Here is a 26,416-nt window from a genome sequence, read left to right on the forward strand (position 1 = left end):
TGCGGGTCATCATCGGTGCATGATCGAGCACACCGCCCCGGAGCCGTCCAGGCCCCTGCGGTCCTGGATACGTTCCACGCCCGGAACGCACATCTGGCTGCTGATCATCGCTGTGACCAGCATCATCGTCGCGATCGCGCCCGACCAGCTGGACCGTGTCCTGCTGCACCGCAACAGCAGCAACATCCACCAGCTCGTCCAGCACCCCGTCCGGGCGCTCATCAGCAGCGGCTTCTGGATCGCGAACCCGGCCTCGCTCGCCCTCTACGCCGTGCTCTTCGAGGTCTTCCACGCACCCGTCGAGCGGTGGCTCGGGACCCTGCGCTGGCTCGTGATCGTGGCCTCCGCACATGTCGTCGCCACACTGATCAGCCAGAAGGTCCTCCTGACGGCCATCCAGGACCACCGTGCCCCGCGCAGCATGACCCATGTCGTCGACATCGGCGTCAGCTACGGGCTCGCGGCCTCCATCGGTGTCCTCACCTACCGGCTCCCCAGCCCCTGGAGATGGCTCTACCTGGCCGGAGCGGTCGCTTTTTTCGGGATCCCCCTCGCCACCGGCGGCACCTTCACCGACCTCGGCCACGCCGTCGCGCTCGCCGTCGGACTGCTCTCCTGGCCGCTCACGCGCCACGGTGTTTCACGTGAAACACCGCCCGTTTCACGTGAAACGTGACCAGTAGGCCTCCGCTTTCGCGACTCCGTGCTCCCACGCCCATGCGGCGATACCCACCCGGTTCCGTGCCCCGATCTTGGCCTGGACGTTTGCGATGTGCGTCTTGGCCGTGCCCGCGGTGATGAACAGCTCCCCGCCGATCTCGGCGTTGGTGAACCCCCGCGCCATCAGCCGCACGATCTCCAGCTCCCGTTCCGTCAGCGGGGTGGGCCGGCGACCGGACCCGGCTGCGTGAGCCGGCTCAGCAGCCGCACCGCGGGCACCCCAAGGGCGGTGGGAGCCGAGCGCGACGAGGCTCGATACGTCAACCAGCCGCACTCCCCAAGGACTTGGACGCTGGCCTCCACTCCCGCCTCCCTCACCCCCGCACAGACCCCGGACGCCTTACCCGGCCTGTCCTACCTGCCCCTGCTGCTGTGGGGGCCGCTGCTCGGCGTTCTCACCGTCGCCTGCTGGCGCCGCCGCCGGGTGCATGGCTGATGGGCGGAAATTCGCTGGTAAGGGGCTCCGGGCCGGGGCAGAGTGAGTGGTGCGGGGAGCAACAAAAGGTCCGGGGCAGCCACTTCGAGCGCGCCTTCTGGCGCGGGCTGCCCCGGACCTCTCGTACGTCCGGCGCGTTATGCGGCGCCCAGTAGACGCTCCAGCACCACCGCGATCCCGTCCTCCTCGTTGGAGGTCGTCACCTCGTCGGCCACCGCCTTGAGCTCCGCATGGGCGTTGGCCATGGCCACCCCGCGAGCGGCCCAGCCGAACATCGGGATGTCGTTCGGCATGTCTCCGAAGGCGATCGTCTCCGACGCCTTCACCCCGAGCCGGCGCGCGGCCAGGGACAGGCCGGTGGCCTTCGTCAGGCCCAGCGGCAGGATCTCGACTATCCCCGGACCCGCCATGACGACGTCGACCAGGCTGCCCACGCTCTCCCGGGCCACCTTGACGAGCTGGTCGTCATCGAGCTCCGGGTGCTGGATGTAGAGCTTGTTGAGCGGGGCCGTCCACACCGCGGCCGTGTCCTCCAGGTAGAGGGCCGGGAGCCCGTCCTGCACCTGGTAGCCGGGCCCGAACAGGACCTCGCCGTCCACCCCGTCCCGGCTGGCGGCCAGGGCCAGCGGACCGACCTCGGCCTCCAGCTTCGACAGCGCCAGCCCGGCGAGCTGCCGGTCCAGCGTCACCGAGGTCAGCAGCCGGTGCGCACCCGCGTCGTAGACCTGGGCGCCCTGTCCGCAGACGGCGATCCCCTTGTAGCCGAGATCGTCCAGCACGTGCCGGGTCCAGGGCACGGCGCGGCCTGTGACGATGATGTGGGCCGCGCCCGCCGCGGTGGCCGCGGCGAGCGCTTCACGGGTGCGTTCCGAGACGGTGTCGTCGCCACGCAGCAGCGTCCCGTCGAGGTCGGTCGCGACGAGCTTGTACGGGAACGGTGCCGGGCTCACTTGTTGATCGGCTCCAGGACCTCGCGGCCGCCGAGGTACGGACGGAGCGCCTCGGGCACCCGCACGGAACCGTCGGCCAGCTGGTGGTTCTCGAGGATCGCGACGATCGTGCGCGGAACCGCGCACAGGGTGCCGTTCAGCGTGGACAGCGGCTGGGTCTTCTTGCCGTCGCGGTAGCGGATCGACAGGCGGCGGGCCTGGAAGCTGTCGCAGTTCGAGGCGGAGGTCAGCTCGCGGTACTTGCCCTGGGTCGGGATCCACGCCTCGCAGTCGAACTTGCGCGAGGCGGAGGCGCCCAGGTCACCGGTGGCGACGTCGATCACCTGGAACGGCAGCTCCAGGCTGGTCAGCCACTGCTTCTCCCACTCCAGGAGCCGCTGGTGCTCGGCCTCGGCGTCCTCCGGCGCGACGTACGAGAACATCTCGACCTTGTCGAACTGGTGGACGCGGAAGATGCCGCGGGTGTCCTTGCCGTACGTACCGGCCTCACGGCGGAAGCACGGGGAGAAACCGGCGTAGCGAAGCGGCAGCTTGTCGCCTTCGATGATCTCGTCCATGTGGTACGCGGCGAGCGGGACCTCGGAGGTGCCGACCAGGTAGTAGTCGTCCTTCTCCAGGTGGTAGACGTTCTCCGCGGCCTGGCCGAGGAACCCGGTGCCCTCCATGGCGCGCGGGCGGACCAGCGCCGGGGTCAGCATCGGGATGAAGCCGGCCTCGGTGGCCTGGGCGATGGCGGCGTTGACCAGCGCCAGCTCCAGCAGGGCGCCCACACCGGTCAGGTAGTAGAAGCGCGAGCCCGAGACCTTGGCGCCGCGCTCGACGTCGATGGCACCCAGCAGTTCGCCGAGCTCCAGGTGGTCCTTGGGCTCGAATCCCTCGGCGGCGAAATCACGGATGGTGCCGTGCGTCTCCAGGACGGTGAAGTCCTCTTCGCCACCCACGGGAACGTCCTCGTGGACGATGTTGCCGAGCTGGAGGAGAAGGCGCTTGGCGGCTTCGTCGGCCTCGTTCTGCTCGGCCTCGGCGGCCTTGACGTCCTGCTTGAGCTGTTCGGCCTTCTTCAGCAGCTCGGTCCGCTCCTCCGGAGAGGCCTTCGGGATGAGCTTGCCGAGCGACTTCTGCTCATTGCGCAGTTCGTCGAAGCGCATGCCAGAGGACCTGCGGCGCTCGTCCGCGGAGAGCAGGGCGTCGACGAGTTCGACGTCCTCTCCACGAGCGCGCTGCGAGGCGCGGACACGGTCAGGGTCTTCACGGAGCAGCCGGAGGTCAATCACCCCTCCAGGCTACCGGGCTGGGCTTCCTGGGATCACACCGATATCACGCTGCGTGTCGCTATGTCCTAATTGCAACGAATGGATAAGTCTTGGCCGCTGACCGGAAGTGAACCCTCTCCGGTGGTCGATAAAGGTGGGCCCATTCCCCGAGAAGGGGCACAATGCCGGATCCGGGGCAGGCTCTGAGCAGGGCCGGAGAGGGTTCTTGTCCACAGGAATTGTGACCGTCCGCAGTTTATCCACAGGCTGTGTGCTGCATCTGTGGACACAGGAATAGATCATTCCTGATCGGTGGATGGCCGAGGTGAATCAGGGTTCAAACCGCCCTCACACACTCATTCGGGTGGGAATGACTCGCTCCAAAGAGTTGATCCACGATGCGCGGGTGACACCGTTCACCTACCGCTCCCCGGCGCGAAACCTGGGATCCCCAACCGATATGTCGACCTTGTCGGGCAGCTCTGTCGACTTGTCCCCAGGTCCCCATCTCCGCCTGTGGATAACTCTGTGGACAGTGGACGGCTCTACGCCCGGCCGTCGAGACAGCGGGCCAGCCAGTCGGAGGCAGCCGTGAAGTCGCCATCGGAGGTTCCGGCCCGCGGGGAGCGGACGTCACTCTGAGCGACGCCGGCCCGCGGATAGGAGCCGAGGAAACGGACCTGGGGACAGGTCCGCTTGAGGCCCATGAGTGCTTCGCTGACCCGCCGGTCCGAGATGTGGCCCTCCGCGTCGACGGCGAAGCAGTAGTTGCCGATGCCCTGTCCCGTCGGACGGGACTGGATGAGCATCAGGTTCACCCCGCGGACCGCGAACTCCTGAAGGAGCTCCAGCAGTGCACCGGGGTGGTCGTCGCCCAGCCACAGCACGACGGACGTCTTGTCCGCCCCCGTCGGCGCGGCCGGCCGCGCGGGGCGGCCCACCAGCACGAACCGGGTCTCGGCGTTCTCCGCGTCATGGATCTCGGTGACCAGCGGGACGAGGCCGTAGGTGGCGGCGGCGAACTCGCCCGCGAAGGCGGCGTCGAAGCGCCCCTCCTGGACCAGTCGGGCCCCGTCGGCGTTCGAGGCCGCCGACTCCCACACCGCGTCGGGCAGGTTCGCCCGCAGCCAGTTCCGTACCTGGGGCTGGGCGACCGGGTGTCCCGTGACGGTCTTCACGTCCGACAGGGCGGTACCCGGCCGGACGAGCAGGGCGAAGGCGATGGGCAGCAGCACCTCGCGGTAGATCATCAGCGGTTCGCCCGAGGCCAGCTCGTCGAGGGTGGCCGTGACCCCGCCCTCCACCGAGTTCTCGATCGGGACGAGGGCGGCGGCCGCCTCCCCGCCCCGTACGGCGTCCAGGGCGGCCGGGACCGACACCATCGGGACGAGCTCCCGGGTCGCGGCTTCCGGCAGGGTGCGCAGGGCGGCCTCGGTGAAGGTGCCCTCGGGACCGAGATACGTGAAGCGGGTGGCTGACATGCGATCAGCCTAATGCCGGGGAGCCGGCCGCCGCGGTGCCGTTCACCCTTCGAGCAGCCGCTGCCCCACGTACTCGCCGTCGCGCGGGCCGGGCGGAACCGCGTACAGGCCGCTGGACTCGTGCCGGATGAACGCCGACAGCGCGTCGCCACGGTCGAGCTTGCGCTGTACGGGCACGAATCCGCGCAGCGGGTCGGCCTGCCAGCAGATGAACAGGAGCCCGGCATCGGGAGCGCCGTCGGGGCCGATCCCGTCGTGGAAGGAGAAGGGCCGCCGCAGCATGGCCGCCCCGCCGTTCTGCTCGGGGGCCGAGATCCGGGCATGGGCGTTGGACGGGATGACGGGCCTGCCGTCGGCGCCGATCTTGTCGAGCTGCATCTCGGTGGTCTCGCCGCCGCCCGTCAGCGGGGCCCCGGTGGCCTTGATCCGGCCGATGACCTGCTCCTGCTGCGCCAGGGACTGCTTGTCCCAGTCGTCGAGGAGCATGCGGATGCGCCGCACGACGGCGTACGAGCCTCCGCCCATCCAGGCGTGCTCCGCGGGCCCGGGGCCCTGGGCGGGCACGAAGATCCGCTTGTCGAAGTCGGGCTCGGAGGGCTTCGGATTGCCGGTGCCGTCGACCTGCCCCATGAGGTTGCGGGCGGTCATCGGGGTGCCGGTCGCGCCGGGGGACCGGTTGAATCCGTTCATCTGCCAGCGGACACGCGCGGCCTCCCCGGCGTCCTTCTGGACTGCGCGCAGGGCGTGGAAGGCGACCAGTCCGTCGTTCGCGCCGATCTGGACCCAGAGGTCGCCGTTGCTGCGCTGGGTGTCGAGCCGGTCGGAGGAGAAGTCGGGCAGCGGGTCGAGGGCGGTGGGGCGGCGGCCGGTGAGGCCCGTGCGCTCGAAGAAGGAATGTCCGAAGCCGAAGGTGACCGTGAGGGAGGACGGCCCGGCGTCGAGGGCGATGCCGCTGTCGGCCGTCGGGGCGGTCTCGCCCGCCATGAGCCGGCGTGCGGTCTCGGACCAGCGTCGCAGCAGCGCGGCGGCCTCGGTACGGCCTGCTCCCGGGGCCAGATCGAAGGCGAGGACGTGCCCCTTGGCCTGGAGGGGAGTGGTGATGCCGGCCTGGTGGTCTCCGTCGAAGGCCACCCGGGTGGCTCCGAGGGAGGAGAGGCTTCCTGCCGCTCCGGTGGCGGAGGCGCCCCCGGAGCCGGCGAGCGCGGAGTGCGCGAGGGCGCCGCTCGCGCCGCCCAGAGCCAGGCCGGCGGCGCCTGCGGCGCCGACGGTGCCCAGCAGCCTGCGCCGGGAGATCTCGATGTCGGGGTTGCTCTCGGTCACGCTGGTCAGCCGATCTTCACGGTCTTCTGGACGGTTGTCTGGTCGATGTCGGACGTACGGACGGTCACATCGATGCGCCATTCGCCGGCGAGCGGCAGTTGGACGCCCGATGCGGTCCAGTGCCCGGGGGAGGCCTGGTCGGGGACGACCGGCAGGGGGCCGATGTCCTTGGCCGGGAGGATGAAGGCCACCTTGATCTCGGGGAGGGCGAACGGCTGCCCGTCGCCGGAGTCCGCCCACAGGTGCAGCGTGTTGGCGCCGACCCGGCCAGGGTCGAGCTCCAGCCGGACGGATCCCTTGCCGTTCGGGCCGCCGGTGTCGAACGGCAGGGTGATCTTCACGGCGCGGTCGGGGACCGCGGTGGCGGTGGAGCCGCGAGCCGCTTCCTGCTCGACGGTGCGTCCGGGCTCTGTGCTCGTGAGGACCGTGGTCACGACGAGCAGGACCACGGCGACCGCCGCCTCGGCGAGGACCGAGCGGCGCAGGCCCGCGCGGTCCGGGTCCGCGTCCCGCACCCGCTTCTCGCGCGCGTTTTCGAGGGCGGCCCGCTGCCGGGCGAGCTGGGCGGCACGCTCCGGGTCCGCCGGAACGGTGGCGGGCTCTGTTTCACGTGAAACATCGTCGCCCGCGGTCACCTGCACGCCCGCCTTCGCGTCGTGCTTTCCGACGGCCGCAGGAGCCTCGGCGAGCCGGGCGGTCCACTTCCGCGACATGGAGGCGACGCCCAGGAGAACGGCGACCAGAGCGACCTTCAGCAGCAGCAGCTGCCCGTACTCGGTGCCGGTGAGCGCGGACCAGCTGCCGGTCTGCCGCCAGGCCTGGTAGACGCCCGTGACGGCCAGGACCACCACACTGACGAAGGCGACCCGGGAGAATCGCCGGACCGCCGGGCGTTCGATCCCCGGCACCTTGTACAGGGCGACGAGCAGGGCGGAGAGACCGCCGAGCCAGGTGGCGACGGCCAGCAGGTGCAGGATGTCGGCCGGCATGGCGAGGCCGGGCTGGATTCCGGTGGACGCGTGCTCGGAGAGGGTCCAGGTGGCCGCGATGCCGCAGGAGACGACGGCCCCGCCGATGGCCAGCCCGAAGGTGAGGTCGTCGGTGTCCTTGGCCGTGTCCTCCTCGGTCCCGGTGTCCTGCAGGCGGCGCGCGTACACGCCGAAGAGGACCGCGACGAAGAGGGCGGCGGCTCCCAGCAGCAACAGCCGGGAGACCAGCGAAGCGCCCGTCTTGGTCTCCAGCACCGCCCTGAGCCCGTCCAGGTCGAAGGCGTCCGCGAACCGGCCGGATCCCGTGTACGGGGCGCGCAGCACGAGCATCGCCAGGGTGGCCGCGGTCAGGGTGACCCAGGCCCGCACGACGAGCTTCTGGAGCGGCCGCTCGGCTGCGCCCCGGCGCCAGCACAGCAGGATGAAGGCGGCGCCGCCCACCAGGACGGTGAAGCCCGCGTAGGCGGCGTAGCGGGCGATGCCGTAGGCGATCCCGACGGGTCCGCCGCCCGCCCGGGTGGTGGGGAGGGAGACCTCGGTGGCCGAGGGCGCGCCGATGGAGAAGGTGAACGCGCCGGAGATCGGGTGGCTGTCAGCGGATACGGCCTGCCAGGCGACGGTGTAGGTGCCGTTGGGCAGACCGGAGTGCAGAGCGGTGCCGTAGCGGACGGTGTTCCCGCTGCACATGTCGCGCAGCTCTCCGGTGTCCACCCGTCGGCCCTGGGGGTCGAGGACACGGATCGAGTCGTCACCCATGGCGACCTGCTCCGAGAAGGAGAGCGAGACCTGGGCGGGTGCCGTGGCGACCACCGCCCCGTCCGTGGGGTCACTCGCGGTGAGTGCGGCGTGCGCCGTGGCCGGTGAGGCCGCGGTGAACAGGGTCGCCAGCAGGGCTGCGAGGACCAGCGCGAGCCGCGGCAGGAATGCCGTGGCGGGGGCGCGGGCCGTGGAGGGGGCGGGGGCGGTGGCCGTCATGGCGTGTCAGTCCTCGGTCCGTCAGTGGCCGTTGTGGCCCGTGGATGTCGGAGCCTGCGCGTTGTACGTCCGGTCCTTCACGTCCAGCTCGACCTTGACGGAGCCGGCCTTCTCGAAGCGGAGCTCGACGGTCACCTTGTCGCCGACCTTCGGGGTGTTCTTCAGCCCCATGAACATGATGTGGTTGCCGCCGCGCTCCAGCTTGAGCTTTCCGTTCGCCGGCACGTCCATCGACTGGACCTGCTGCATCTTCTGGTCCTTGGTCTCGTGGATCTGGAGATCGTCGGAGAGCGGGGAGGTGGCGCCGGTCAGCTTGTCGGCGGTGCCGGAGTCGTTCTTGATGACCATGAATCCGCCGGCCATCTTGTCGTTGACCGGCTGCGGCATGAAGGCGCCGCTGACGGTCATCGCGGGCTCGCTGTCGCCGGAGCAGCCGGATATGGCGAGCGCTGCCGTCAGGGAGAGGGCGGCGGCGAGGATACGGGTGGTGCGGGTGTTCACGGGTTCTCCCCCTTGATGAGCTTCGGCAGGTCCTTGGCGTAGTCGTCGACGGTCGTGCCCTCGCCGTAGAGGACGTAGCCCTCGTCGGTCTTGGGCGAGAACGCGATGACCTGGGCGCCGTGCATGGAGACGACGCTGCCGTCCGCCTCCTTCTTGGCGGGATCGATACCGATGCCGAGCGTGCGGGCGGCGGCCTGGATGGTCGCGAAGTCCCCGGTGAGCCCGATGAAGGACGGGTCCTGCGCCTTGAGCCACGCGCCGAGGGATTCGGCGGTGTCCCGCTCGGGGTCGGTGGTCACGAAGACCACCCGCAGGTTCTCCTGGTCCTCCTGGGGGAGGTTCTTCCTGGCGACGGCGATGTTGCTCATCGTCAGCGGGCACACGTCGGGGCAGTTGGTGTAGCCGAAGTAGATGAGCGTCGGCCTGCCCTTGGTCTGCTCGCGGAGGTTCCACGGCTTGCCGGTGGTGTCCGTCAGGACGAGCTCCGGCTTGTTGAAGGGGCGGTCCAGGACGGTGGCGGCCTTGTTGCCGTTCTGGCCGCCGGAGATCTGGGTGACCCCGCTGTTCTGGGCGGGTTCACCGCCACCGCAGGCGGTGAGGGTGAGCGCGGCCGCGGCGAGGAGCGCGGCGACCGTCACACGTGTGGTGCGCATGGAGAGATGTCCCTGGGATCGGGGATGCGGGATGGTCGGGGATGTACGCAGACAACGCGCCCGGGGGCGCGGCACGTCAGGCGGAGCGGCGGCGCGAGGCGACGCCGAAGGCGACACCGCCGAGTCCGACGACGATGCCGGCGATGCCGAGAGCGCGCGCGGTGGTGTCGGAGCCGTGGTCGGCGGAGGCCTCGCCGTGGCCGTGCCCGGCGTCCTTGCCGCCGTCCTTCTCGGTGTTCTTCGCTTCGTCGGTCTTGCCACCGCCATGGTGGTCGTCGCCCTTCGCGGCGGTCAGCTTCAGCACGGGGGCCGGCGTCTGCGGTTCCGCGGCGCCTTCCTTGGCCTCCTCGATCCAGCGCACGACCTCGTTGTTGTCGTAGGTCTGGATCGCCTTGAACACCATCTGGTCGGCGTTCTCGGGGAGCTTGCCGACGGAGACCGGGAACTGCTGGAACATGCCCGGTCCGATCTTTCCGCCGGACCAGGTCACCTTGGTGACGACCTCGTTGACCTGCCGGCCGTGCACGGTCAGCGGCTTGTCGAGCTTCGTCTTCTCGACGTTCACGGTCCAGCCGGGAACCTCCTGCGGCATGACGGACGTGAGCGGCTGGTCGACCGGGAAGTTGACCTCGAGCTGTGTGGTCGAGGCGTTGTCGCGCTCGTTGGGGACCTTGAAGTTGAGCGTCGCGTAGCCGCCCTTGGCGGCTTCGCCGATCGGCTGCACGCCGACGTGTGCGAATGCGGTGCCGGACAGGACGAGGACGGAGCCGGCGGCGAGGGCGGCGGCGAGGGAGACGCGCGAGGTCTTCATGGCAGAAACACTCCACGGAAGCAGTGGTGGCGGTGGCTCCGCGCACGGGCGCGCGCGGAGTACGCGGCACCGGTGCTCCCGCTGTGTCCCGGGGAGGAGGGCGCCGCGTCAGGCTGCGAGGGCGAACACCGCGGGCGGCCCGCGGCGGATCACCGTGTGCTGGAGTGCTTCCCGGCCCGTGCAGGCCGCGGGGTCGGTTCCGGTCCTGCGCCCGGTCCGAGGGGTGCGGGCGGGCCCGCCGAGTCCGGTGCCGAGGGCGCGCACGAAGGCCAGTGCGGCGCGCAGCGGGCGCATCGGGACGGCCTCGGCGGTGAGCCGGGACAGTTCGACCAGCCGGAAGAGCGCGGCGTCGCCACGGCCGAGCAGCCAGCCGGCGACGAGCGCGGCCAGCAGGTGCCCGAGCAGCATGGCCGGGCTGAACAGACCGGTCTCGGGCGCGGTGGTGACGGCCTGGGCCACATGCGCGCCGTGCCCCTGTTCCGCGGCCTGCTCGGCCAGGGCGGCCGGGTCCAGGCCGGCGGCCTCCAGGATCCTGCGGGCGTCGGCCGGGCTCAGCGGCACGGAGTTGCCCCCGCACACCAGCCGGGCTGCGAGTTCCGCGAGCGAGCCGTCGGAGGCGCCGCCGGGTGCCTGGGCGGCCGCTGTGCTGTGCTGGCCGATGCCGAACAGTGCGTGCAGCGAGAGCTGTCCGGCGGCCAGTCCGGCGGCCAGGCCGGGCAGCGTCCGGCGGCGTCCCGCGAGCGGCGCCGCGATCGCGAAGACGGCGAGGAAGCCGACGCACAGGGACCACCAGGGCACGGTGGCGCAGGACGCCAGGGCGTGCCCGGCCCCGGACAGCACGACACAGACCGCGGTGAACACCGCGGCCCGGATCAGCCGGAGGCCGGCTCCGGCGTGCGTCGCGTGGGGGTCAGACATGGCCGGGTCATCATCGCACTGCGCTGATGTCCTCCATACGGCAGGTCCGGAAGGTCCGAATGGGTCCGCTCCGGGAAGGGCCGGGGCGGTGCCGGCCGGTGCGCTCCGCCTCCGGACGGTGCGGGCAGCGCGTCACCTCATACACGGCTCTCCGGGAGAGCCGCATCCGCCGGACGGGCGCATTGCCCTCCCGGACGGCCGAAGGGCGCTTACGGCCCCTCGCGGGCGGCAATAGGTATCCGTATGAGCATCTGGTGGTCTCTCCACTTGAGGCGCGAAGCCGCGAGCGTGTCGCTCGCCAGGCGACTGCTGCTGGGGACGATGGAGACCGCGGGGGTGGACCCGGACATCTCCTTCGATCTCTCGGTGGCGCTGAGCGAGGCCTGCGCGAACGCGGTGGAGCACGGCGGGGGCACGGACGTCCCGGAGGAGACCGAGGCGTACCACGTCACGGCCTATCTGGACGGGGACTGCTGCCGTATCGAGGTGACCGACTCCGGTCCGGGGTTCCCGCCCGCCGCGGTGGCCCGTCGCAGACCCGCCCTGGCCGAGCACGGCCGGGGCCTGCACCTGATCGCCGAGCTCTCCGACCACGTCCGCTTCCGCAACGGGCCGGGCCGGGGCGCCGTGGTGAGCTTCGACAAGATGCTGAAGTGGCGCGACGACGCGCTGCTGAAGGTGTCGTAGTACGGCGGTGGGCGGGACCCGTTCGGGATCCCGCCCACCGGCACCTTGCGGTGCGGACGCCAGCCCAGGGACGTCGGTCCTCGGTCGCCGGTCCTGGGTCGCCGGCCCAGGGTCGCCGGTCCTGGGACGTCGGCGGTGTGACCGTCGGCCGGGCGACCGCCGGTCCTCCGGACGTCAGCCCTTCAGGCGCGCCATCCAGGCCTCGACCTCGGTCGAGGCGCGGGGCAGCCCGGCCGACAGGTTCCGGTTGCCGTCCTCGGTGACGAGGATGTCGTCCTCGATCCGGACGCCGATGCCGCGGTACTCCTCGGGCACGGTCAGGTCGTCGGCCTGGAAGTAGAGGCCCGGCTCGACGGTCAGGCACATGCCCGGCTCCAGCGTCCCGTCGACGTACGCCTCGGTGCGCGCGGCGGCGCAGTCGTGGACGTCCATGCCGAGCATGTGGCCGGTGCCGTGCAGGGTCCAGCGGCGCTGCAGGCCGAGCTCCAGGACACGCTCGACCGGGCCCTCCAGCAGACCCCATTCGACGAGCTTCTCGGCCAGCACGTGCTGCGAGGCGTCGTGGAAGTCGCGGAACTTCGCACCCGGCTTCACCGCGGCGATGCCGGCTTCCTGGGACTCGTAGACCGCGTCGTAGATCTTGCGCTGGATGTCGGTGTACGTGCCGTTGATCGGCAGTGTGCGCGTGACGTCGGCGGTGTAGAGGGAGTGGGTCTCCACACCGGCGTCGAGCAGCAGCAGGTCACCGGAGCGGACGTCCCCGTCGTTGCGCACCCAGTGCAGGGTGCACGCGTGCGAGCCGGCGGCGCAGATCGAGCCGTAGCCCACGTCGTTGCCCTCGACGCGGGCGCGCAGGAAGAAGGTGCCCTCGATGTAGCGCTCGGACGTGGCCTCGGCCTTGTCGAGGACCTTCACGACGTCCTCGAAACCGCGGACGGTGGAGTCGACGGCCTTCTGCAGCTCGCCGATCTCGAACGCGTCCTTCACGGCGCGGGCCTCGGAGAGGTAGACGCGCAGTTCCTCGTCCCGCTCCTTGGTCACCTTGTCGGTGAGGGCGGACTCGATCACCGCGTCGTGGCCGCGCACGGCGCGGACCGGGCCCTCGGCCTCGGCGAGGGCCTCGGCGAGCTCGCGGACGTCCTGGGCGGGGATGCCCAGGAGCTGCTCGGCCTCGGCGAGGGAGTGGCGGCGGCCGACCCACAGCTCGCCCTGGCCGGACAGCCAGAACTCGCCGTTCTCCCGGTCGGAGCGCGGCAGCAGGTAGATGGTCGCGGTGTGCCCGGCCCCGCCGGTCGGCTCCAGGACCAGGACGCCGTTCTCGGTCTGGTCGCCGGTGAGGTACGCGTACTCGGTCGAGGCGCGGAAGGGGTACTCGGTGTCGTTCGAGCGGGTCTTCAGCCGGCCCGCGGGGACCACCAGGCGCTCACCGGGGAAGCGCTCGGACAGCGCGGCACGCCGGGCGGCGGTGTGCGCGGCCTGGGCGATCGGCTCCAGGCCGTGCAGCTCGGTGTCCGCCCAGCCGGTGCGCATGTTCTCGGCGAGTTCGTCGCTGACGCCCGGGTACAGACCGTTCTTGCGCTGCTTGTGCGTCTTCTTGGGCTGCTCTTCTTCCGGGGTCTCCGGGGTGAGCTCGTCAGCCACGTCTTCTCCTCAGCTACGACGGTACGGACCTGGGTGTGGACCTCATCCATCGTATGCGTGTACGGGGAAGGCGTGGTCCGGATCGTGCGGGTTGTCACGGTCCGGCACTCACGGCGGATCACTCGAAGCGGGCGGCGAGCAGCACGATGTCCTCGGGGGCGTCGGTCGGCCGGCCGTCGGGCAGCACGGTCCGCAGGATGTGGTCGCACAGGGCCGCCGGGTCCTCGCGGGCGGCGCGGGGGACCCCCGCGGCGGCCGCGTGCAGCCGCGCGTACGCCCGGTCCATCGGGTCGCCGGTGTGGTGGAGCAGCCCGTCGGTGTACAGCAGCACCGTTTCTCCGGGTACGGGTTCGATCTCCATGCTCGGCGCTTCCCAGCAGGACAGCATGCCCAGGGGAGCGGAGAGGGAGGTCTCCACGTACTCGGTGCGGTGCTCGCCGATGAGGAGCGGCGGGGTGTGTCCGGCCCCCGCCAGAATGATCTTGCTGCCCCGGTGGTCGGTCTGCGACCCTCCGGCGGGCTCGCAGTAGGCGAAGAGCGCGGTGGCGCAGCGGGCGGGTTCGGTCAGCCGCAGCAGCAGTTCCAGGTCGGACAGCACGGCCACGGGGTCCTCGCCCTCCATGACGGCGTAGGCGCGCAGTGACGCGCGCAGCCGTCCCATGGCGGCGACGGCGCTCGGGCCGGATCCGGTGACGGAGCCCACGGCCAGTCCCAGGGCGCCCTCGGGCAGTGGCAGCGCGTCGTACCAGTCCCCTCCGCCGCGCGGTCCCGTGTGGTGGCGGGCCGCGAGCTGCACGCCGGGAATCCGGGGGAGCCGGCTGGGCAGCAGTTCCTCCGCGACGCTGGCCAGGCGCGTGCGGGATCGTTCCACCTCCAGCATCCGGGCCAGGTGCTCGGCGGCGTGCCGCACGTACAGCCCGGCCAGGTCGCGCTGGCGGTCGTTCGGTTCGGCCTGCTCGTCGTAGAGCCATACGGCCGCGCCGAGCCGGCCGGTGGCCTCGGCGGTCAGCGGGAGCGCGTAGCTGGCGGCGTAGCCGAGCCGGGCGGCGACCTCGCGGTGGCGGGGGTCCACGGGGGCGGCGAACCCGCCGGTGCCGGGAGGCGCGTCCGGCTCGGGGAGGACTTCCGAACCGCCCTCGGCGTCGGGCAGTCCGTCGAGGATCCGCCCGTAGGAGGTCGCACTGCGCGGCACGGTCTCGATGTGGCCCAGTTCGGCGTGGCCGAGACCGAGGCCGATGGTGGCGGTGGGACCGAGTCCGTCGGAGGGCTCCAGGACGATCAGGCCGCGGCGGGCACCGACGAGTGCGGCTCCGGCACGCAGGAACTCGTGGAGGGAGGTGTCCAGGTCGCCGGCGCGGGCCAGGCGCTCGGTCAGCTCGTGCAGGGTGGTGAGGTCCGAGACCATGCCCGCCAGCCGGTCCTGGATGAGGCTGCCCGGTGCGGGCGGCGGGGCCGGTGCGGGGGTGGTCCGGACGGGCGCGGGCGCAGCAGTGTGCGGCGACGCGGTAACTGCTGGATCGATTCCAGCCACTTTCGGCAGGTGCGGGGCGCTCATGGCGTCCGCCTTTCCACCTGGTGCGATTCGCCAAATAGCATCGCAAACCCCCAGACCGTGCTGCGCCGCCATCAAGGAATCCACATCTACACGCACACATGGATGCATGTCCAGCATCGCCCAGGTGGGAATCCTGGTGTCCGTGAGGCGGCAACTCACTGTCGGGTCAAGGCTAGAACTTGGCCGGAAAAAGCTGGAAGCGGTCGGTTTTTGAGGTCGACTGGACGAGCTCCGCAGGGGGGTCGGGTACGTACTCGGTGGTGGCCGAGGTCAGTTGGCGTACCGGGAACCGCTCGGTCGCGGGCGGTCGTCGTTAGAGGCGGCAGCCGGTCTCGGCAGTCGGCGCGTGTCGCGCTCCATCCCCGCCGGACGTTTGATGGACCCGCAAGAAAACTGCACGAACCGTGTGAACCTGCCTCTGGCGGACAGTGACGCGAAACCTGCACGTGTGGTGAGTCACCGGTTACATGGTGTGATGTGGCCCTCGGCGTTCAACGGAAAGGAACGAGCGCTCATGCGCGAGATCCTCGGAAGGCGTCTCCAGCGGCTCCGCGATCGCTTTCAATCCCTACGCCCCGACCGGGGACGGAGCGGCGGCACCCCCGCTCTCCTCGAAGCGGCGCTCACCTGCGCCACCATTTGGCAGTGGCCCGTCCTGCCCGGCGTCGGCCGGTCCGGTACGGACGGCACGCGTTGTGCCTGCCCCGACCCCGACTGCGTCGTTCCCGGTGCCCATCCCTTCGATCCGGGTCTGCTCGCCGCCTCCACCGACCCCCGGATGGTGGCCTGGTGGTGGACCAACCGGCCCACCGCGCCCGTCCTGATGGCGACCGGGGGAACCGCCCCCTGCGCGGTGAGCCTCCCGGCCGGCGCGGCCGCGCGGGCCCTCGTACGACTGGACGCGCAGGGCATGCGGCTCGGGCCGGTCGTCGCCACACCCACCCGGTGGGCGCTGCTCGTGGCGCCGTACTCGCTGGAGCGGCTTGGGGAACTCCTGTACGCGAAGGACCACGTGCCCTCTTCGCTGCGGTTCCACGGCGAGGGCGGATACCTGCTGCTGCCGCCGTCCGCCGCGTCCAGCGGCGGTCGGGTGCGCTGGGAGCGTGAACCGCGTGCGATGCCGCTGTCGAAGTGTCCTGCGGATCCGAAGTCTCCCGGCGTGCGGCCCTCGCAGGGCTCGGGCGCGGGGCTCTGGCTGCCGGACGTCGAGGCGGTCGTGGACGCGCTGGTCGAGGCGAGCAGCGGTGCGCCGGGGGGCGGCAGCCGACTGGCGTACTGACCTGCGGGGTTCCGCGGGATCACTCGTACGGGTGCCAGCGGGACGAGTTTCCAAGGGAATTGGGCGCGGGGATCTCCGCGCCCATTCCCGCATCGCTATCTTCGGCGAATGAATCTCCGCCTGATCGGTATCGGCGCCGGTGTGCTGATCATCTTGTCGCTCCCGCTCGCCGGCGCGATCGCCGGGCCTGATTTCGCCGGTCAGGGCGACGGAAAGGGCGGTGGCCTGTTCCGGACCCTCGGTCTTTCGGACCCTGCCCGTACCTCGCCCGCGCCGGCCGGGCGCCCGGCGGCACCGGCCGCGACCGGCCGGACCGGCCCGGCGGAGCAGCCCCGTACGGATTCCCGCTGCGGCCCCGAACTGTCCTCGCCCCACGGAGTGGAGGCGCAGACGTGCGTGCTGGTGGCCGAAGGCCGGACGTGGGGCCGGAGTTACTACCGGAACACGAGTGGTCGGGAACTGGACGCCGTGCTGACGATGATGGGCCCGGCCGGGCGCACGGTGCAGATCCGCTGTTCGGTCGGCGCCGGTGACGAACCCGGGCTCTGCGAGACCCCGAAGGAGGACTCGGCCGGAGAGCCGGACAGTTACTACGCTGTTGCGGAGTTTGCAGTTCCGGATGATGAAGGGCAGCTGCTCCTGCGGTCCGGAAGCAACTCACCGGCACCGGGTGACGGTTGACCACCGCCCTAAATGGAAGGGCCCGGTCGCTGGCGACGGGGGATGCACCAGCGACCGGGCTACAAGAACGGTAACAAGAGATCGCCTGTTCGCAAATTCGATCTCTGATATTCAGACACCGATTTGCAGACGATTAGCGGGAGTTGTGACTCCGGTCACCGGTCCCGCGCGTGCGCGCGACGTCAGCTCAGAGTCACCTGGCGGTTGGTGAGACCGCCGCGCGCCCGGCGCTCCTCCGTGGACAGCGGAGCATCCGTGGCCAGCGCCTTGGCCAGCCGCTCCGCGAACTCCGCCGCCGGCTTCTCGACGTCGTCGGCGGTCACACCGGTCGGCAGGTCCCAGACCGGGACCATCAGCCCGTGGGCGCGGAAGGAGCCGACGAGCTTCGTGCCCTCGCCGAGCGACGACGTGCCGGCCGCGTGCAGCCGCGCGAGGGCGTCGAGCAGCTTCTCCTCGGGGTGCGGCATGACCCAGCGCAGGTGGTTCTTGTCCGGGGTCTCACACCAGTAGGCGGCGTCGACGCCGGTCAGCTTCACGGTCGGGATGGCGGCGGCGTTGGCCCGCTCCAGCGAGGCGGCGATCTCCGGGGACGCGTTCTGGCCGCCCTCGGATTCCGGAATCCAGAATTCGAAGCCGCTGTGCACAACCGGCTCGAAACCGCCGTCGGTGTCCAGGAGATCCTGAAGTCGGGGCCCCTCGGCCGGGACCCGGCGGGCAGCGACCGGAGTTCCAGGCTCCGCCACGAGTGCGCGCTCCAGGGTGTCGGCCATGTCGCGGCTCAGGTCCCCGGTGGAGGTCTCGTTCTGCAGGCCGAGCAGTACGGACCCGTCCTCGCGGCGCAGCGCCGGCCAGGCCATGGGCAGTACGGTCACCAGCGTGACGGAGGGGACGCCGTCGGGCAGGCCGCCCTTCAGCGACAGCGGGATGGTGGCCGCGGGTACGAGTTCGCGCAGCGCGACCCAGTCGCACTCGCCCGGCAGGCCTTCGAAGGGGCGCCGGACCTGGTCGGTTGCGGCGTGCGCGGCGGCTGCGCCGTGACAGGCCTTGTAGCGGCGCCCGGATCCGCAGGGGCAGGGCTCGCGCGCGCCGACAACGGGGATCTCACCATTGCTGAGCTGCGGCTTTGCGGACTTGGCTGCGGGGCGCTTCTTGGCCATCGTGCGTGTCTCCCGGTTGCGGCGGTACGGCGTCGTGTCTGGGCGCGAGCCTAGCCGTTCGTACCGCCGGAACCGGTGGGGTGCGGCCGGGAGCACGGTCGGCGTGCGCTCCCGGACGGCCGCCTGTACGGATGACCGGTACTGCTGTGCTGATGATGAGCTGTTGTGCGGTCAGGGATCCGGCTTCCAGAGGGTCCCGGTTCGTGGATCCACGCGTTCAGACATCGAGATCGTCGAACGCCGTGCTGAAGTCGATCGCCGGGGGCGCAACGCGCGTAGCGAAATCCTCGTGCCGGGGCCCACAGGCGACGACCACCCAGACGGTGACCTCACCCGCCGCTCCGTCCCGGACACCCCAGTCCTGGGCGAGGGCGCTGATGATGTTCAGCCCCCGGCCGCCGCGTGCGGTGACCGAGGGCGTGGAAGGAACAGGCCGGGTGGGCCCACCCCCGTCCGTGACCTCCACCGTCAGCCGCCCGGCTCTGTCGACGCGCCATGCGGCGCGTATCTCCCCGTCCCCGACCTCCCGCGCACCCAGAGGCCTGCCGTGTCGGCAGGCGTTGCTGAGCAGTTCGGAAAGGATCAGTACGGCATCGTCCACGACCGATTCGGCCACCCCGCTGATCCGCAATTGCTCGCGCATCCGGTGTCTGGCCTTGCCCACGCCCGCAGGACCATGGCGTACGTCCATGCACGACGACGTGGGCACTTCTTGTGCCACCACCAACGCCACCCCCGGAACCTCCTTAGCCCCACGCATGGTCTGGATGCCCCTTTGGCCTGGACCGGAAACCGCCGGAGCAGGCCGCTCTGACGCATTCACGTCGGCCGAATGCGGAGCGGATGCGCCGGGGCACGCCCTGTGACGAAGGGGGTGGGGGTGGTGGGTGGGCAAATGGGGACTTCAGCGACCCAGTTGGGACAGAACCTGACGGGGTCTGTTCGTGATGATTGCTTCCACACCCAGATCAGCGCAGAGCTGAACGTCTTCTGGATCGTTCACTGTCCATACGTGCACGGAATGGCCCGCATCCTGGAGCCTGCGGATGAAGCCGGGATGATTGCGGACGATCCGCATCCCGGGGCCGGCGATCGTCGCACCGGCCGGCAGCCGCCCGTCGCGCATCCGGGGTGAGATGAACTGCATCAGGTACACGGTCGGGACCGTCGGTGCGGCGGCCCGTACCCGGTGCAGGGAGCGCGCGGAGAAGCTCATGATCCGGACCGGGTGCGGGCCCTCGGCCGGCGGGGCGTCCAGGCCGAAGCGCTTGAGGAGGATGAGCAGGCGCTCCTCCACCTGCCCGGCCCAGCGTGTCGGGTGCTTCGTCTCGATGGCGAGCTGGACCGGCCGTCCGGTGTCCGCGACCAGCTCCAGCAGGCGCTCCAGGGTGAGGACCGAGGTGCGCTCGGGGTCGGCGTCCCAGTCGGGGGACTCCTCTCGGTCCTTCCAGGAGCCGAAGTCGAGGGCGGCGAGATCGGCCAGCTCCAGGGCGGAGACGGCGCCGCGGCCGTTCGAGGTGCGGTTCACCCGGCGGTCGTGGACCAGGACCAGATGGCCGTCCGCGGTGAGACGGACATCGCACTCGAGTGCGTCGGCGCCGTCCTGGATGGCCTTGCGGTAGGCGGCCAGCGTGTGCTCGGGGGCGTCCTCCGAGGCGCCGCGGTGGGCGACGACCTGGATGGTGCGCGGCATTGCGTGGGTCACCGGGTCATGGTGCCACCGTCAGCCCCTTGGGCGTCGAGGTCCGACCCTGCGAGTGCGTCCCAAATGTCGGACATAAAGAATGGGGGGAGATGCACAGGTCCGGCTTACAGTGCTCTGACGGGTCATGGGAAAGGCTTCTGCCCAGGAACTTGTACGGCACGTCGAACGTTCAGCCGGATCGATATCGCCAGATTTCTGCAGCTGTGTGTGACGAGGAGAGAGAGCTGTGAGCACCGAGAACGAGGGCACCGCGGCCCCCACGCCCCCCGCGACCCCGTCCGTAACCCCCGCTCAGGGCTCCGAGACGGCGTCGGCGGCCTCCACGCCCGCTCCGCGCCCGGACCACGCCCCGCAGGACGCCGTTCCGGCCGCACCGCCGGTCCCGCCGACGGCGCCCGCCACGCCTGCGGCGCCCGCCGGTGGTGAGCAGGTGACCCAGCAGCTTCCGCCGACGCCCGCGCCGGGCACCGAGCCGACGCAGCAGATCTCGCCCGCGACCGCGGCGCAGGCCCCCGGCTACGGCCAGGCCCCGGTCCCCGCCGCGCACGGGGCCGAGGGCTGGCCGCCCCCGCCGCCCACCGTGCCGGCGTACGGCGCCGGCGGTGCGGGCGGCGGCCCCGTCTGGGGCGCTCCCCCGGCCGCCGACGGCTATCCCGCGCCCCAGCAGAAGGGCAAGGGCGGCCTGATCGCGGCCGTGCTCGTGGCGGCCCTGCTCGCCGGCGGCATCGGTGGCAGCGTCGGCTACTGGGCCGCCGAGCGCAGCAACAACGGCACCGGCTCGACCACCATCAGCGCGGCCAACACCCCGAAGGACCTCAAGCGCGAGGCCGGCTCCATCGCCGGACTCGCCGCGGGCGCGCTGCCCAGCGTGGTCACCATCGAGGCCTCGGCCGGTGACGGCGAGGGCGGCACCGGCACCGGGTTCGTCTACGACCAGCAGGGCCACATCCTCACCAACAACCACGTGGTGGCCTCCGCGGCGAACGGCGGCAAGCTCTTCGCGACCTTCTCCGACGGCAAGCGGTACGACGCCGAGGTGATCGGCCGGGCCCAGGGCTACGACGTCGCCGTGCTCAAGCTGAAGAACCCGCCGGCCGGCCTCAAGCCGCTGGCGCTCGGAGACTCCGACAAGGTCGCCGTCGGGGACGCCACGATCGCGATCGGCGCGCCGTTCGGCCTGTCCAACACCGTCACCACCGGCATCGTCAGCGCCAAGAATCGCCCGGTCGCCTCCGGCGACGGCACCGGCAGCAAGAACTCGTACATGAGCGCGCTCCAGACGGACGCCTCGATCAACCCGGGCAACTCCGGCGGCCCGCTGCTCGACGGACGCGGCGCGGTCATCGGCATCAACTCCGCGATCCAGTCGGCGGGCAACGGCGGCTTCGGCGGCGGCCAGGCCGGTTCCATCGGCCTCGGCTTCGCCATCCCGATCAACCAGGCCAAGAACGTGGCCGAATCGCTGATCAAGACGGGCAAGCCGGTCTACCCGGTGATCTCGGTCTCCGTGGACCTCCAGGCCAAGACCGAGGGCGCGAAGATCTCCGAACAGGGCGCGGCCGCCAACGAGCTCGTCGACCCCAACGGTCCGGCCGGCAAGGCGGGCCTCAGGCCGGGCGACGTCATCACGGACTTCGGCGGCAAGCCGGTCGACAGCGGCCCGACCCTGATCAGCATGATCTGGACGTACAAGCCCGGCGACACGGTGAAGCTGACCTACCTGCGCGACGGCAAGCCGACCACCGTCGACATCACACTCGGCTCCAGGATCGGTGACAAGTAGGATCAGCACCGGCCACCGCGGTGGCGGTTTGACGAGGGGCCGTGGGCGGGATTTCGCCCACGGCCTCTCCAACGTCCGCTTATGCTTCGCTGGTGTTCGATTCTCGGCACATACGGACCTTCCACACGGTGGTTGCCTCCGGCTCGTACTCGGCGGCCGCCCGCGTGCTGGGCTACACCCAGCCCGCCATCACCCAGCAGATGAAGGCGCTCGAACGCGCCGTCGGAACCCCGCTGTTCACCCGGGTGGGCCGCAGGATGCAGCTCACCGAGGCCGGTGAGTCCCTGTCCCGGCACGCAGAGACCATCCTCGGCAACCTCTCCGCCGCCGAGGCCCAGCTGCGGGCGTACGCCCGGCTGCGCACCGGCCGGGTCAGACTGTGCGGCTTCCCCAGCGCCAACGTCACCCTGGTCCCGGAAGCCCTGAGCGGCCTGGCCAAGGACCACCCCGGCATACAGGTGGAGCTGCTGGAGGGAGAGCCCCCGGACTCGCTGCGACGGCTGGAGCGCGGCGAGTGCGACATCACCCTGGCCTTCACCTATCCGGGCCTGCACGAGGAGGTGCCGGAGGAGGTCGCCGAGGTCAGGCTGCTGGAGGACCAGCTGACAGTGCTGCTCCCGAACGGCCATCCGCTGGCCCGACGGCGCGCCGTGCACCTGGCCGATCTCGCCGAGGAGCGGTGGATCGCGGGCTGCCCGCGCTGCCGGGCGAACCTGCTGCACGAGTGCGCGGAGCTGGGATTCGTGCCCGACATCCGCTTCGCCACCGACGACAACCTGGTGGTGCAGAGTCTGGTGGCGCAGGGCCTGGGCGTGGCGATGACGCCCGCGCTGGTCCTGCCCTCGCTCTCGCTGAACCGGGTGTGCGGACGTGCGCTCCAGCCCGCCGCGCGTCGGCACATCGCCGCGTACGTCTACCGGGACCATCTGCGGATCCCGGCGACGGCCGTGGTGCTGGACGCGCTGAAGCAGGTGGCCGCCAACCGGGTCGGCTGCTGACCGATCCATAAGCGCTGCTTGGGATTTCACGTCACAACTGTCGTTGGACGCGATGGAACGGCGCCCGCACGCTGCCCGTATGACCACCACCACACCGGCCCGTACCACCACGAGGATGGCCGCCCTCGTCAGTGAGATCCGCACGGTCGTGGAGCGGGGGCTGGCTCCCGACCTCACCGCCTACCTCGTGGGCGAACGGCTCGCCCCGCACCTGGGGGCGCCCGACCTGCTGACGCCGATGCAGCAGGAGGGCGCCCCCGAGCGTTACCGGCAGCACATCCTGCACGCGGAGTCGGACGGCAGCTTCTCCGTGGTGGCGCTGGTATGGCTCCCCGGGCAGGAGACCTGCATCCACGACCACGTGTCGTGGTGCGTGGCCGGGGTGCACCAGGGTGAGGAGAGCGAACGCCGCTTCCGGCTCGCCCCCGGTGCCGGTCCCGCCCGTCTGGTGGCGACCGAGGACGTGGTCAACGCCCAGGGTGAGGTCTGCGGGTTCGCGCCTCCCGGAGACATCCACAAGGTGCGCAACTCCTGCGCGACGAAAGCGATATCGGTGCATGTGTACGGCGCCGACGTGTCCCGTCTGGGTACCAGCATCCGGCGCGTCTACAAGCTTCCCGTCGACTGATGGCGCTCCTTCATCGCCCGCAGGGCACGGTTGTTCGGCATGTTTCACGTGAAACATCCACTGCCTGGCCGGGGTTGGCGCTCGCCGCGGGCGGAGCCCTGGCCGCCTGGTGCATCCACCGGCTCGTACCCGCCGTGCCCATGCTGACCGCGTCGGTGGTGCTGGGCATCGCGGTGGCGCACCTCCCCGGGCCGCGGACCTTCGTACGGGGAGCCGGGCGCGCGGGTCTGTCCCTGGCCGGCCGACGGCTCATGCGGATCGGCATCGTCCTGCTGGGCCTCGGCCTGGGGCTGGACCAGGTGCTCCGACTGGGCTGGGCCACGGTGGCCATGGTGGTCGCCGTGGTCGCGGCCACGTTCTTCGGCACTCTCTGGCTGGGCCGCCGGCTCGGGCTTCCGGGCGACCAGCCGCTGCTGATCGCCACGGGGTACTCGATCTGCGGCGCCTCGGCGATCGGCGCCGTGAGCCAGGTCTCGGGCAGCGACGAGGAGGACGTGGCGGCGTCGGTGGCACTGGTCACTCTCTGTGGGACCCTCGCCATAGCCGTACTTCCTCTCCTCCAGGCCCCGTTGGCACTCACGGACCCCGCCTTCGGGCGTTGGGTCGGTGCCGGGGTCCACGACGTCGGACAGGTGGTGGCGACCGCGCAGACCGCAGGTCCGGACGCCTTGGGCGAAGCGGTGCTGGTCAAACTGATGCGGGTGGCCCTGCTCGCTCCGCTGGTGGCGGCCGTCGCCTTCTCGGTACGGGCCCGGCGGCGCGGGGCGCGCACGCCCTCGGGGCGCCGACCGGCACCGGTGCCGCTGTTCGTGGCCGGATTCCTGGCCGCGGCCGGGCTGCGCGCCACCGGTGTGCTGCCCGACGTAGCGCTGCAGTGGGCGCACACCGCGCAGGAGGCCCTGCTGGCGGCCGCCCTGTTCGGCTTGGGAAGCGCCGTCCATCTGCCGACGCTGGCGCGGACCGGGGGCCGCGCGGCGGCGCTGGGACTCGGCGCGTGGGTGGTCGTCGCCGGGGTCTCGTACGCGGGAGTGGTCCTCACCGTATGACGCTGCAACGGCCGGGAGTTGGCCATTTCATGGCCGGAACCGACCGAACGTTCTGACTGCCCGCTGACATTGACGCGGGGCCGTGCCACTCTGCCCCGGCAAGCCCCACCACGTACGACGCACCACGCACAGCCGATCCGCACCGACCGCTCTTCACCCCCACCCTGCCCGGTCCCCACCGGTCCGGGCACGGCAGAAGGAGTCATGCGTGAATCGTCATCGCACGGCCTTGTCCGTCCTGCTCTCGGCGGGCGCCCTGGTCGCGGGCGTCCTGACGGCGGCCACCCCCTCGATCGCGGCGGACACCCCTACGTCCTTCCGCCCGCAGCAGACCCAGGGCTTCTGGACCGCCGAGCGGATGCGGGGTGCCACCCCGCTCGACGTGACGGCGGTCCCCGGCGCCGCCCGCACCGCGGTGGCCGGCTCGGCCGCTCCCACCGCCATCGCCTCGACGGCCGCCTCGTCCGCCGTATCGCCCACGGCGTTCCCGCAGGCGGGCGGGTCCTGGACGGGCGGAGGCGCGGTAGTGAGGACTTCGGGCCGGGTCTTCTTCACGATGGGCGGCCGCACCGCCTCCTGCTCCGGCAATTCGATCACCAGCGCCAACGGCAGCACGGTCATGACGGCAGGCCACTGCGTGAAGTACCAGGGCGCGTGGCACACGAACTGGGTCTTCGTGCCCGCCTACGACAACGGGTCGGCGCCCTACGGCCAGTGGTCGGCCACCAAGACCTTCGCCACCGACCAGTGGGCGGCCAGCGAGGACATGAACATGGACGTCGGCCTCGCCGTCGTCGCCCCGCTGAACGGCCAGACCCTCAGCCAGGCCGTCGGCGCCCAGGGAGTCCTCTTCAACGGCGGCTACAACAAGAAGATGTACTCCTTCGGCTTCCCCGCGGCCGCCCCGTACGACGGAACGAAGCTGGTCTACTGCAGCGGCAACAGCGGCAAGGACTTCCTGCTCACGAAGGACCACAGTCTGGGCTGCAACATGACGGGCGGCTCCAGCGGCGGCCCCTGGTTCCAGGACTTCAACGAGGCCACGGGCCTGGGCACCCAGGTCTCGGTGAACAGCTTCGGCTACGTCTTCCTGCCGAACCGGATGTACGGCCCGTACCTCGGCAACGAGGCGAAGGCGGCCTACGACAAGGCGCAGGCCTCCTGATCCAACAGTCGCCCCGCCACCCCCGCCCGGCCGGTACTCTGTACCGGCCAGGTGGGTTGCCCGAGCGGCCTAAGGGAACGGTCTTGAAAACCGTCGTGGCGCGAGTCACCGTGGGTTCAAATCCCACACCCACCGCACCAGGTCAGAGAAGGTGCTGATCAGAAGGGGTGTCCCGAGAGCGGGGCGCCCCTTCGTCATGGGTCCTGTCTCACCTTGAACCGCCCCTGTACCGCTTTGGATCATTGTTTGTGGACCAGGCGTGGACCACGGTCCACCGGTCCGCAGGCCGCTGACCTGCGCATACGTAGGCATGCGAAAGGGGCGCCCCGTGATGGGACGCCCCTTGGGCCACCAGTGTTGAGATCACGGGATCTGCCCCGCTTTCTGCCGACACGTTTGCTCCTGCCGAGGCTCACCCGCTCGTCGATGCGACGAAACCAGACGGGTGTGGGCCGTTACTCCGTTTCACATGGGTGAATGCTTTCTTCCTGAGCTGGCCGAGTGACGCCTAGAACACAACACATGCGATGCGGGCATGGAAGCCCCGGAACAGTTCAACGACCCCGCAGACGGCCTGTGACCGTCGCGGCCCCAAGACACCGAGGAGCAAGCATGACCGCGCTCAACCCAGAGGGCATGGAAGACACAGAGGAGGATTTTTCCTCGGAGCCGCTGTATGACGCGTGCTTCGTCGACCCGCGCAGCCCGGGTGACCTGTACCTGTTCAAGGGATCGCAGGTCCTCCTGGTCGACTCCGGTGGCAACAAGCGGCGGTGGGACAAGCCCCAGAAGATCGCCGAGTGGCGTTCTCTATACCCCTTCAGTGACGGGATCGACGCGTGCTTCGTCGACCCGCGCAGCCCGGGTGACCTGTACCTGTTCAAGGGAAACCAGGTCTGCCTGGTCGACTCGGGCGGCAACAAGCGGCGGTGGGAAAACCCGCAGAAGATCGCGGAATGGCGGCCCAAGTACCCGTTCCAGGACAAGATTGAGGTTCCCCCGAGATGCGGGGATGGGTGACAGAGGGTCAGATGGGTCTCATGAGAGGAGCCCAGACGATGCCTGCGCCGAGGAAGTACCCGCT

General features: G+C 70.7%; 24 protein-coding genes, 1 tRNA gene and 2 pseudogenes. 12 read left to right on the forward strand and 15 right to left on the reverse strand.

The annotated features are described in order from the left end of the window. Window positions 1-19 precede the first annotated feature (19 nt). A complete protein-coding gene (locus ACIPXC_RS05680; protein ID WP_401613829.1) occupies window positions 20-676 on the forward strand; it encodes a rhomboid-like protein in 657 nt (218 codons plus the stop codon). Here ACIPXC_RS05680 and ACIPXC_RS05685 read toward each other — a convergent pair. Further along, window positions 662-889, reverse strand: a pseudogene (locus tag ACIPXC_RS05685) (response regulator transcription factor); the annotation flags it as partial. The gene ACIPXC_RS05680 and the pseudogene ACIPXC_RS05685 sit on opposite strands and share 15 nt — an antisense overlap. A gap of 60 nt (window positions 890-949) precedes the next feature. Between ACIPXC_RS05685 and ACIPXC_RS05690 the strand changes: the two are divergent. After that, window positions 950-1,156 (forward strand): hypothetical protein, encoded by a 207-nt coding sequence (locus tag ACIPXC_RS05690; RefSeq protein WP_401613880.1) that lies wholly within the window; start codon window positions 950-952, stop codon window positions 1,154-1,156. A gap of 137 nt (window positions 1,157-1,293) precedes the next feature. On the opposite strand, the gene ACIPXC_RS05695 is transcribed toward ACIPXC_RS05690, so the two are convergent. From ACIPXC_RS05695 to ACIPXC_RS05735, 9 genes are all read right to left on the reverse strand, one after another. Continuing rightward, the gene (locus ACIPXC_RS05695; RefSeq protein WP_401613831.1) at window positions 1,294-2,106 is read right to left on the reverse strand and encodes an HAD family hydrolase; all 813 of its coding nucleotides are present in this window, start codon (window positions 2,104-2,106) and stop codon (window positions 1,294-1,296) included. Further along, the gene (gene serS / locus ACIPXC_RS05700; protein ID WP_030816969.1) at window positions 2,103-3,380 is read right to left on the reverse strand and encodes a serine--tRNA ligase; all 1,278 of its coding nucleotides are present in this window, start codon (window positions 3,378-3,380) and stop codon (window positions 2,103-2,105) included. Before serS ends, ACIPXC_RS05695 begins: the two co-directional genes overlap by 4 nt. Window positions 3,381-3,904: 524 nt before the next feature. Further along, entirely contained in the window at window positions 3,905-4,840 is a 936-nt protein-coding gene (gene pheA / locus ACIPXC_RS05705; protein ID WP_030026448.1) for a prephenate dehydratase, read from the reverse strand. Window positions 4,841-4,882: 42 nt separating this feature from the next. Beyond that, window positions 4,883-6,241, reverse strand: coding sequence for an iron uptake transporter deferrochelatase/peroxidase subunit (gene efeB / locus ACIPXC_RS05710; protein ID WP_401613834.1), 1,359 nt, complete (start codon window positions 6,239-6,241; stop codon window positions 4,883-4,885). Next, window positions 6,166-8,124, reverse strand: a complete 1,959-nt coding sequence (locus ACIPXC_RS05715; protein ID WP_401613836.1) for a copper resistance CopC/CopD family protein — start codon at window positions 8,122-8,124, stop codon at window positions 6,166-6,168. Before ACIPXC_RS05715 ends, efeB begins: the two co-directional genes overlap by 76 nt. 21 nt (window positions 8,125-8,145) lie before the next feature. Beyond that, window positions 8,146-8,625, reverse strand: a complete 480-nt coding sequence (locus ACIPXC_RS05720; protein WP_401613838.1) for a copper chaperone PCu(A)C — start codon at window positions 8,623-8,625, stop codon at window positions 8,146-8,148. Beyond that, window positions 8,622-9,278: an SCO family protein gene (locus ACIPXC_RS05725; RefSeq protein ID WP_401613840.1), complete on the reverse strand. Its 657-nt coding sequence runs from the start codon at window positions 9,276-9,278 to the stop codon at window positions 8,622-8,624. Before ACIPXC_RS05725 ends, ACIPXC_RS05720 begins: the two co-directional genes overlap by 4 nt. A gap of 76 nt (window positions 9,279-9,354) precedes the next feature. Beyond that, entirely contained in the window at window positions 9,355-10,089 is a 735-nt protein-coding gene (locus tag ACIPXC_RS05730; RefSeq protein ID WP_401613842.1) for a YcnI family protein, read from the reverse strand. Window positions 10,090-10,197: 108 nt separating this feature from the next. Next, a complete protein-coding gene (locus tag ACIPXC_RS05735) occupies window positions 10,198-11,007 on the reverse strand; it encodes a hypothetical protein (protein WP_401613844.1) in 810 nt (269 codons plus the stop codon). Window positions 11,008-11,250: 243 nt separating this feature from the next. Here ACIPXC_RS05735 and ACIPXC_RS05740 point away from each other — a divergent pair, with 243 nt between their 5' ends. Then, window positions 11,251-11,694 carry an ATP-binding protein gene (locus tag ACIPXC_RS05740; protein ID WP_401613845.1) on the forward strand — a complete coding sequence of 148 codons (444 nt, stop codon included), beginning with the start codon at window positions 11,251-11,253 and terminating at the stop codon, window positions 11,692-11,694. A gap of 174 nt (window positions 11,695-11,868) precedes the next feature. Here ACIPXC_RS05740 and ACIPXC_RS05745 read toward each other — a convergent pair whose 3' ends face one another. After that, window positions 11,869-13,335 carry an aminopeptidase P family protein gene (locus tag ACIPXC_RS05745; RefSeq protein ID WP_401613847.1) on the reverse strand — a complete coding sequence of 489 codons (1,467 nt, stop codon included), beginning with the start codon at window positions 13,333-13,335 and terminating at the stop codon, window positions 11,869-11,871. Window positions 13,336-13,453: 118 nt separating this feature from the next. Next, window positions 13,454-15,007 (reverse strand): PP2C family protein-serine/threonine phosphatase, encoded by a 1,554-nt coding sequence (locus ACIPXC_RS05750; protein ID WP_401613849.1) that lies wholly within the window; start codon window positions 15,005-15,007, stop codon window positions 13,454-13,456. Window positions 15,008-15,404: 397 nt separating this feature from the next. Here ACIPXC_RS05750 and ACIPXC_RS05755 point away from each other — a divergent pair, with 397 nt between their 5' ends. Next, a complete protein-coding gene (locus tag ACIPXC_RS05755) occupies window positions 15,405-16,169 on the forward strand; it encodes a bifunctional DNA primase/polymerase (RefSeq protein ID WP_401613851.1) in 765 nt (254 codons plus the stop codon). Between the two features lie 108 nt (window positions 16,170-16,277). Next, window positions 16,278-16,850 (forward strand): hypothetical protein, encoded by a 573-nt coding sequence (locus ACIPXC_RS05760; RefSeq protein ID WP_401613853.1) that lies wholly within the window; start codon window positions 16,278-16,280, stop codon window positions 16,848-16,850. A gap of 182 nt (window positions 16,851-17,032) precedes the next feature. Here ACIPXC_RS05760 and ACIPXC_RS05765 read toward each other — a convergent pair whose 3' ends face one another. From ACIPXC_RS05765 to ACIPXC_RS05775, 3 genes and pseudogenes are all read right to left on the reverse strand, one after another. Then, window positions 17,033-18,007, reverse strand: coding sequence for a DUF5926 family protein (locus ACIPXC_RS05765; protein WP_401613855.1), 975 nt, complete (start codon window positions 18,005-18,007; stop codon window positions 17,033-17,035). Window positions 18,008-18,224: 217 nt separating this feature from the next. After that, a pseudogene (locus tag ACIPXC_RS05770) lies at window positions 18,225-18,826 on the reverse strand (ATP-binding protein). 85 nt (window positions 18,827-18,911) lie between these two features. Further along, entirely contained in the window at window positions 18,912-19,700 is a 789-nt protein-coding gene (locus ACIPXC_RS05775) for a glycerophosphodiester phosphodiesterase (RefSeq protein ID WP_401613878.1), read from the reverse strand. Between the two features lie 238 nt (window positions 19,701-19,938). Between ACIPXC_RS05775 and ACIPXC_RS05780 the strand changes: the two genes are divergently transcribed. The 7 genes from ACIPXC_RS05780 to ACIPXC_RS05810 all read left to right on the forward strand — a co-directional run bounded on the left by ACIPXC_RS05780 (window position 19,939) and on the right by ACIPXC_RS05810 (window position 26,352). Next, a complete protein-coding gene (locus ACIPXC_RS05780) occupies window positions 19,939-21,495 on the forward strand; it encodes a S1C family serine protease (RefSeq protein ID WP_401613857.1) in 1,557 nt (518 codons plus the stop codon). 92 nt (window positions 21,496-21,587) lie between these two features. Continuing rightward, the gene (locus ACIPXC_RS05785) at window positions 21,588-22,493 is read left to right on the forward strand and encodes a LysR family transcriptional regulator (protein ID WP_401613859.1); all 906 of its coding nucleotides are present in this window, start codon (window positions 21,588-21,590) and stop codon (window positions 22,491-22,493) included. Between the two features lie 79 nt (window positions 22,494-22,572). Further along, on the forward strand, window positions 22,573-23,121 hold the full coding sequence (locus tag ACIPXC_RS05790) for a cysteine dioxygenase (protein ID WP_401613861.1): 549 nt from the start codon (window positions 22,573-22,575) through the stop codon (window positions 23,119-23,121). Then, window positions 23,121-24,167, forward strand: a complete 1,047-nt coding sequence (locus ACIPXC_RS05795) for a YeiH family protein (protein ID WP_401613863.1) — start codon at window positions 23,121-23,123, stop codon at window positions 24,165-24,167. The genes ACIPXC_RS05790 and ACIPXC_RS05795 overlap by 1 nt, the downstream gene beginning before the upstream one ends. 208 nt (window positions 24,168-24,375) lie before the next feature. Beyond that, complete coding sequence (locus ACIPXC_RS05800; protein WP_401613864.1) at window positions 24,376-25,332, forward strand: trypsin-like serine peptidase; 957 nt, start codon at window positions 24,376-24,378, stop codon at window positions 25,330-25,332. A gap of 50 nt (window positions 25,333-25,382) precedes the next feature. Beyond that, window positions 25,383-25,467, forward strand: a tRNA-Ser gene (locus ACIPXC_RS05805). A 477-nt stretch (window positions 25,468-25,944) separates the two neighbouring features. Next, window positions 25,945-26,352 (forward strand): hypothetical protein, encoded by a 408-nt coding sequence (locus ACIPXC_RS05810; RefSeq protein ID WP_401613866.1) that lies wholly within the window; start codon window positions 25,945-25,947, stop codon window positions 26,350-26,352. Window positions 26,353-26,416 lie beyond the last annotated feature (64 nt).

The sequence above is a fragment of the Streptomyces sp. NPDC090021 genome, assembly GCF_044748225.1.
Classification (GTDB): domain Bacteria; phylum Actinomycetota; class Actinomycetes; order Streptomycetales; family Streptomycetaceae; genus Streptomyces.

What these genes read in the sequence shown, in the direction of transcription:
- ACIPXC_RS05680 (WP_401613829.1), top strand. Translation starts at nt 20, where the DNA reads ATGATCGAGCACACCGCCCCGGAGCCGTCCAGGCCCCTGCGGTCCTGG.
- pheA (WP_030026448.1), bottom strand. Translation starts at nt 4,840, where the DNA reads ATGTCAGCCACCCGCTTCACGTATCTCGGTCCCGAGGGCACCTTCACC.
- efeB (WP_401613834.1), bottom strand. Translation starts at nt 6,241, where the DNA reads ATGGCGCATCGATGTGACCGTCCGTACGTCCGACATCGACCAGACAAC.
- ACIPXC_RS05715 (WP_401613836.1), bottom strand. Translation starts at nt 8,124, where the DNA reads ATGACGGCCACCGCCCCCGCCCCCTCCACGGCCCGCGCCCCCGCCACG.
- ACIPXC_RS05725 (WP_401613840.1), bottom strand. Translation starts at nt 9,278, where the DNA reads ATGCGCACCACACGTGTGACGGTCGCCGCGCTCCTCGCCGCGGCCGCG.
- ACIPXC_RS05730 (WP_401613842.1), bottom strand. Translation starts at nt 10,089, where the DNA reads ATGAAGACCTCGCGCGTCTCCCTCGCCGCCGCCCTCGCCGCCGGCTCC.
- ACIPXC_RS05735 (WP_401613844.1), bottom strand. Translation starts at nt 11,007, where the DNA reads ATGTCTGACCCCCACGCGACGCACGCCGGAGCCGGCCTCCGGCTGATC.
- ACIPXC_RS05740 (WP_401613845.1), top strand. Translation starts at nt 11,251, where the DNA reads ATGAGCATCTGGTGGTCTCTCCACTTGAGGCGCGAAGCCGCGAGCGTG.
- ACIPXC_RS05750 (WP_401613849.1), bottom strand. Translation starts at nt 15,007, where the DNA reads ATGCTGGACATGCATCCATGTGTGCGTGTAGATGTGGATTCCTTGATG.
- ACIPXC_RS05755 (WP_401613851.1), top strand. Translation starts at nt 15,405, where the DNA reads ATGCGCGAGATCCTCGGAAGGCGTCTCCAGCGGCTCCGCGATCGCTTT.
- ACIPXC_RS05760 (WP_401613853.1), top strand. Translation starts at nt 16,278, where the DNA reads ATGAATCTCCGCCTGATCGGTATCGGCGCCGGTGTGCTGATCATCTTG.
- ACIPXC_RS05765 (WP_401613855.1), bottom strand. Translation starts at nt 18,007, where the DNA reads ATGGCCAAGAAGCGCCCCGCAGCCAAGTCCGCAAAGCCGCAGCTCAGC.
- ACIPXC_RS05775 (WP_401613878.1), bottom strand. Translation starts at nt 19,700, where the DNA reads ATGCCGCGCACCATCCAGGTCGTCGCCCACCGCGGCGCCTCGGAGGAC.
- ACIPXC_RS05790 (WP_401613861.1), top strand. Translation starts at nt 22,573, where the DNA reads ATGACCACCACCACACCGGCCCGTACCACCACGAGGATGGCCGCCCTC.
- ACIPXC_RS05795 (WP_401613863.1), top strand. Translation starts at nt 23,121, where the DNA reads ATGGCGCTCCTTCATCGCCCGCAGGGCACGGTTGTTCGGCATGTTTCA.
- ACIPXC_RS05810 (WP_401613866.1), top strand. Translation starts at nt 25,945, where the DNA reads ATGACCGCGCTCAACCCAGAGGGCATGGAAGACACAGAGGAGGATTTT.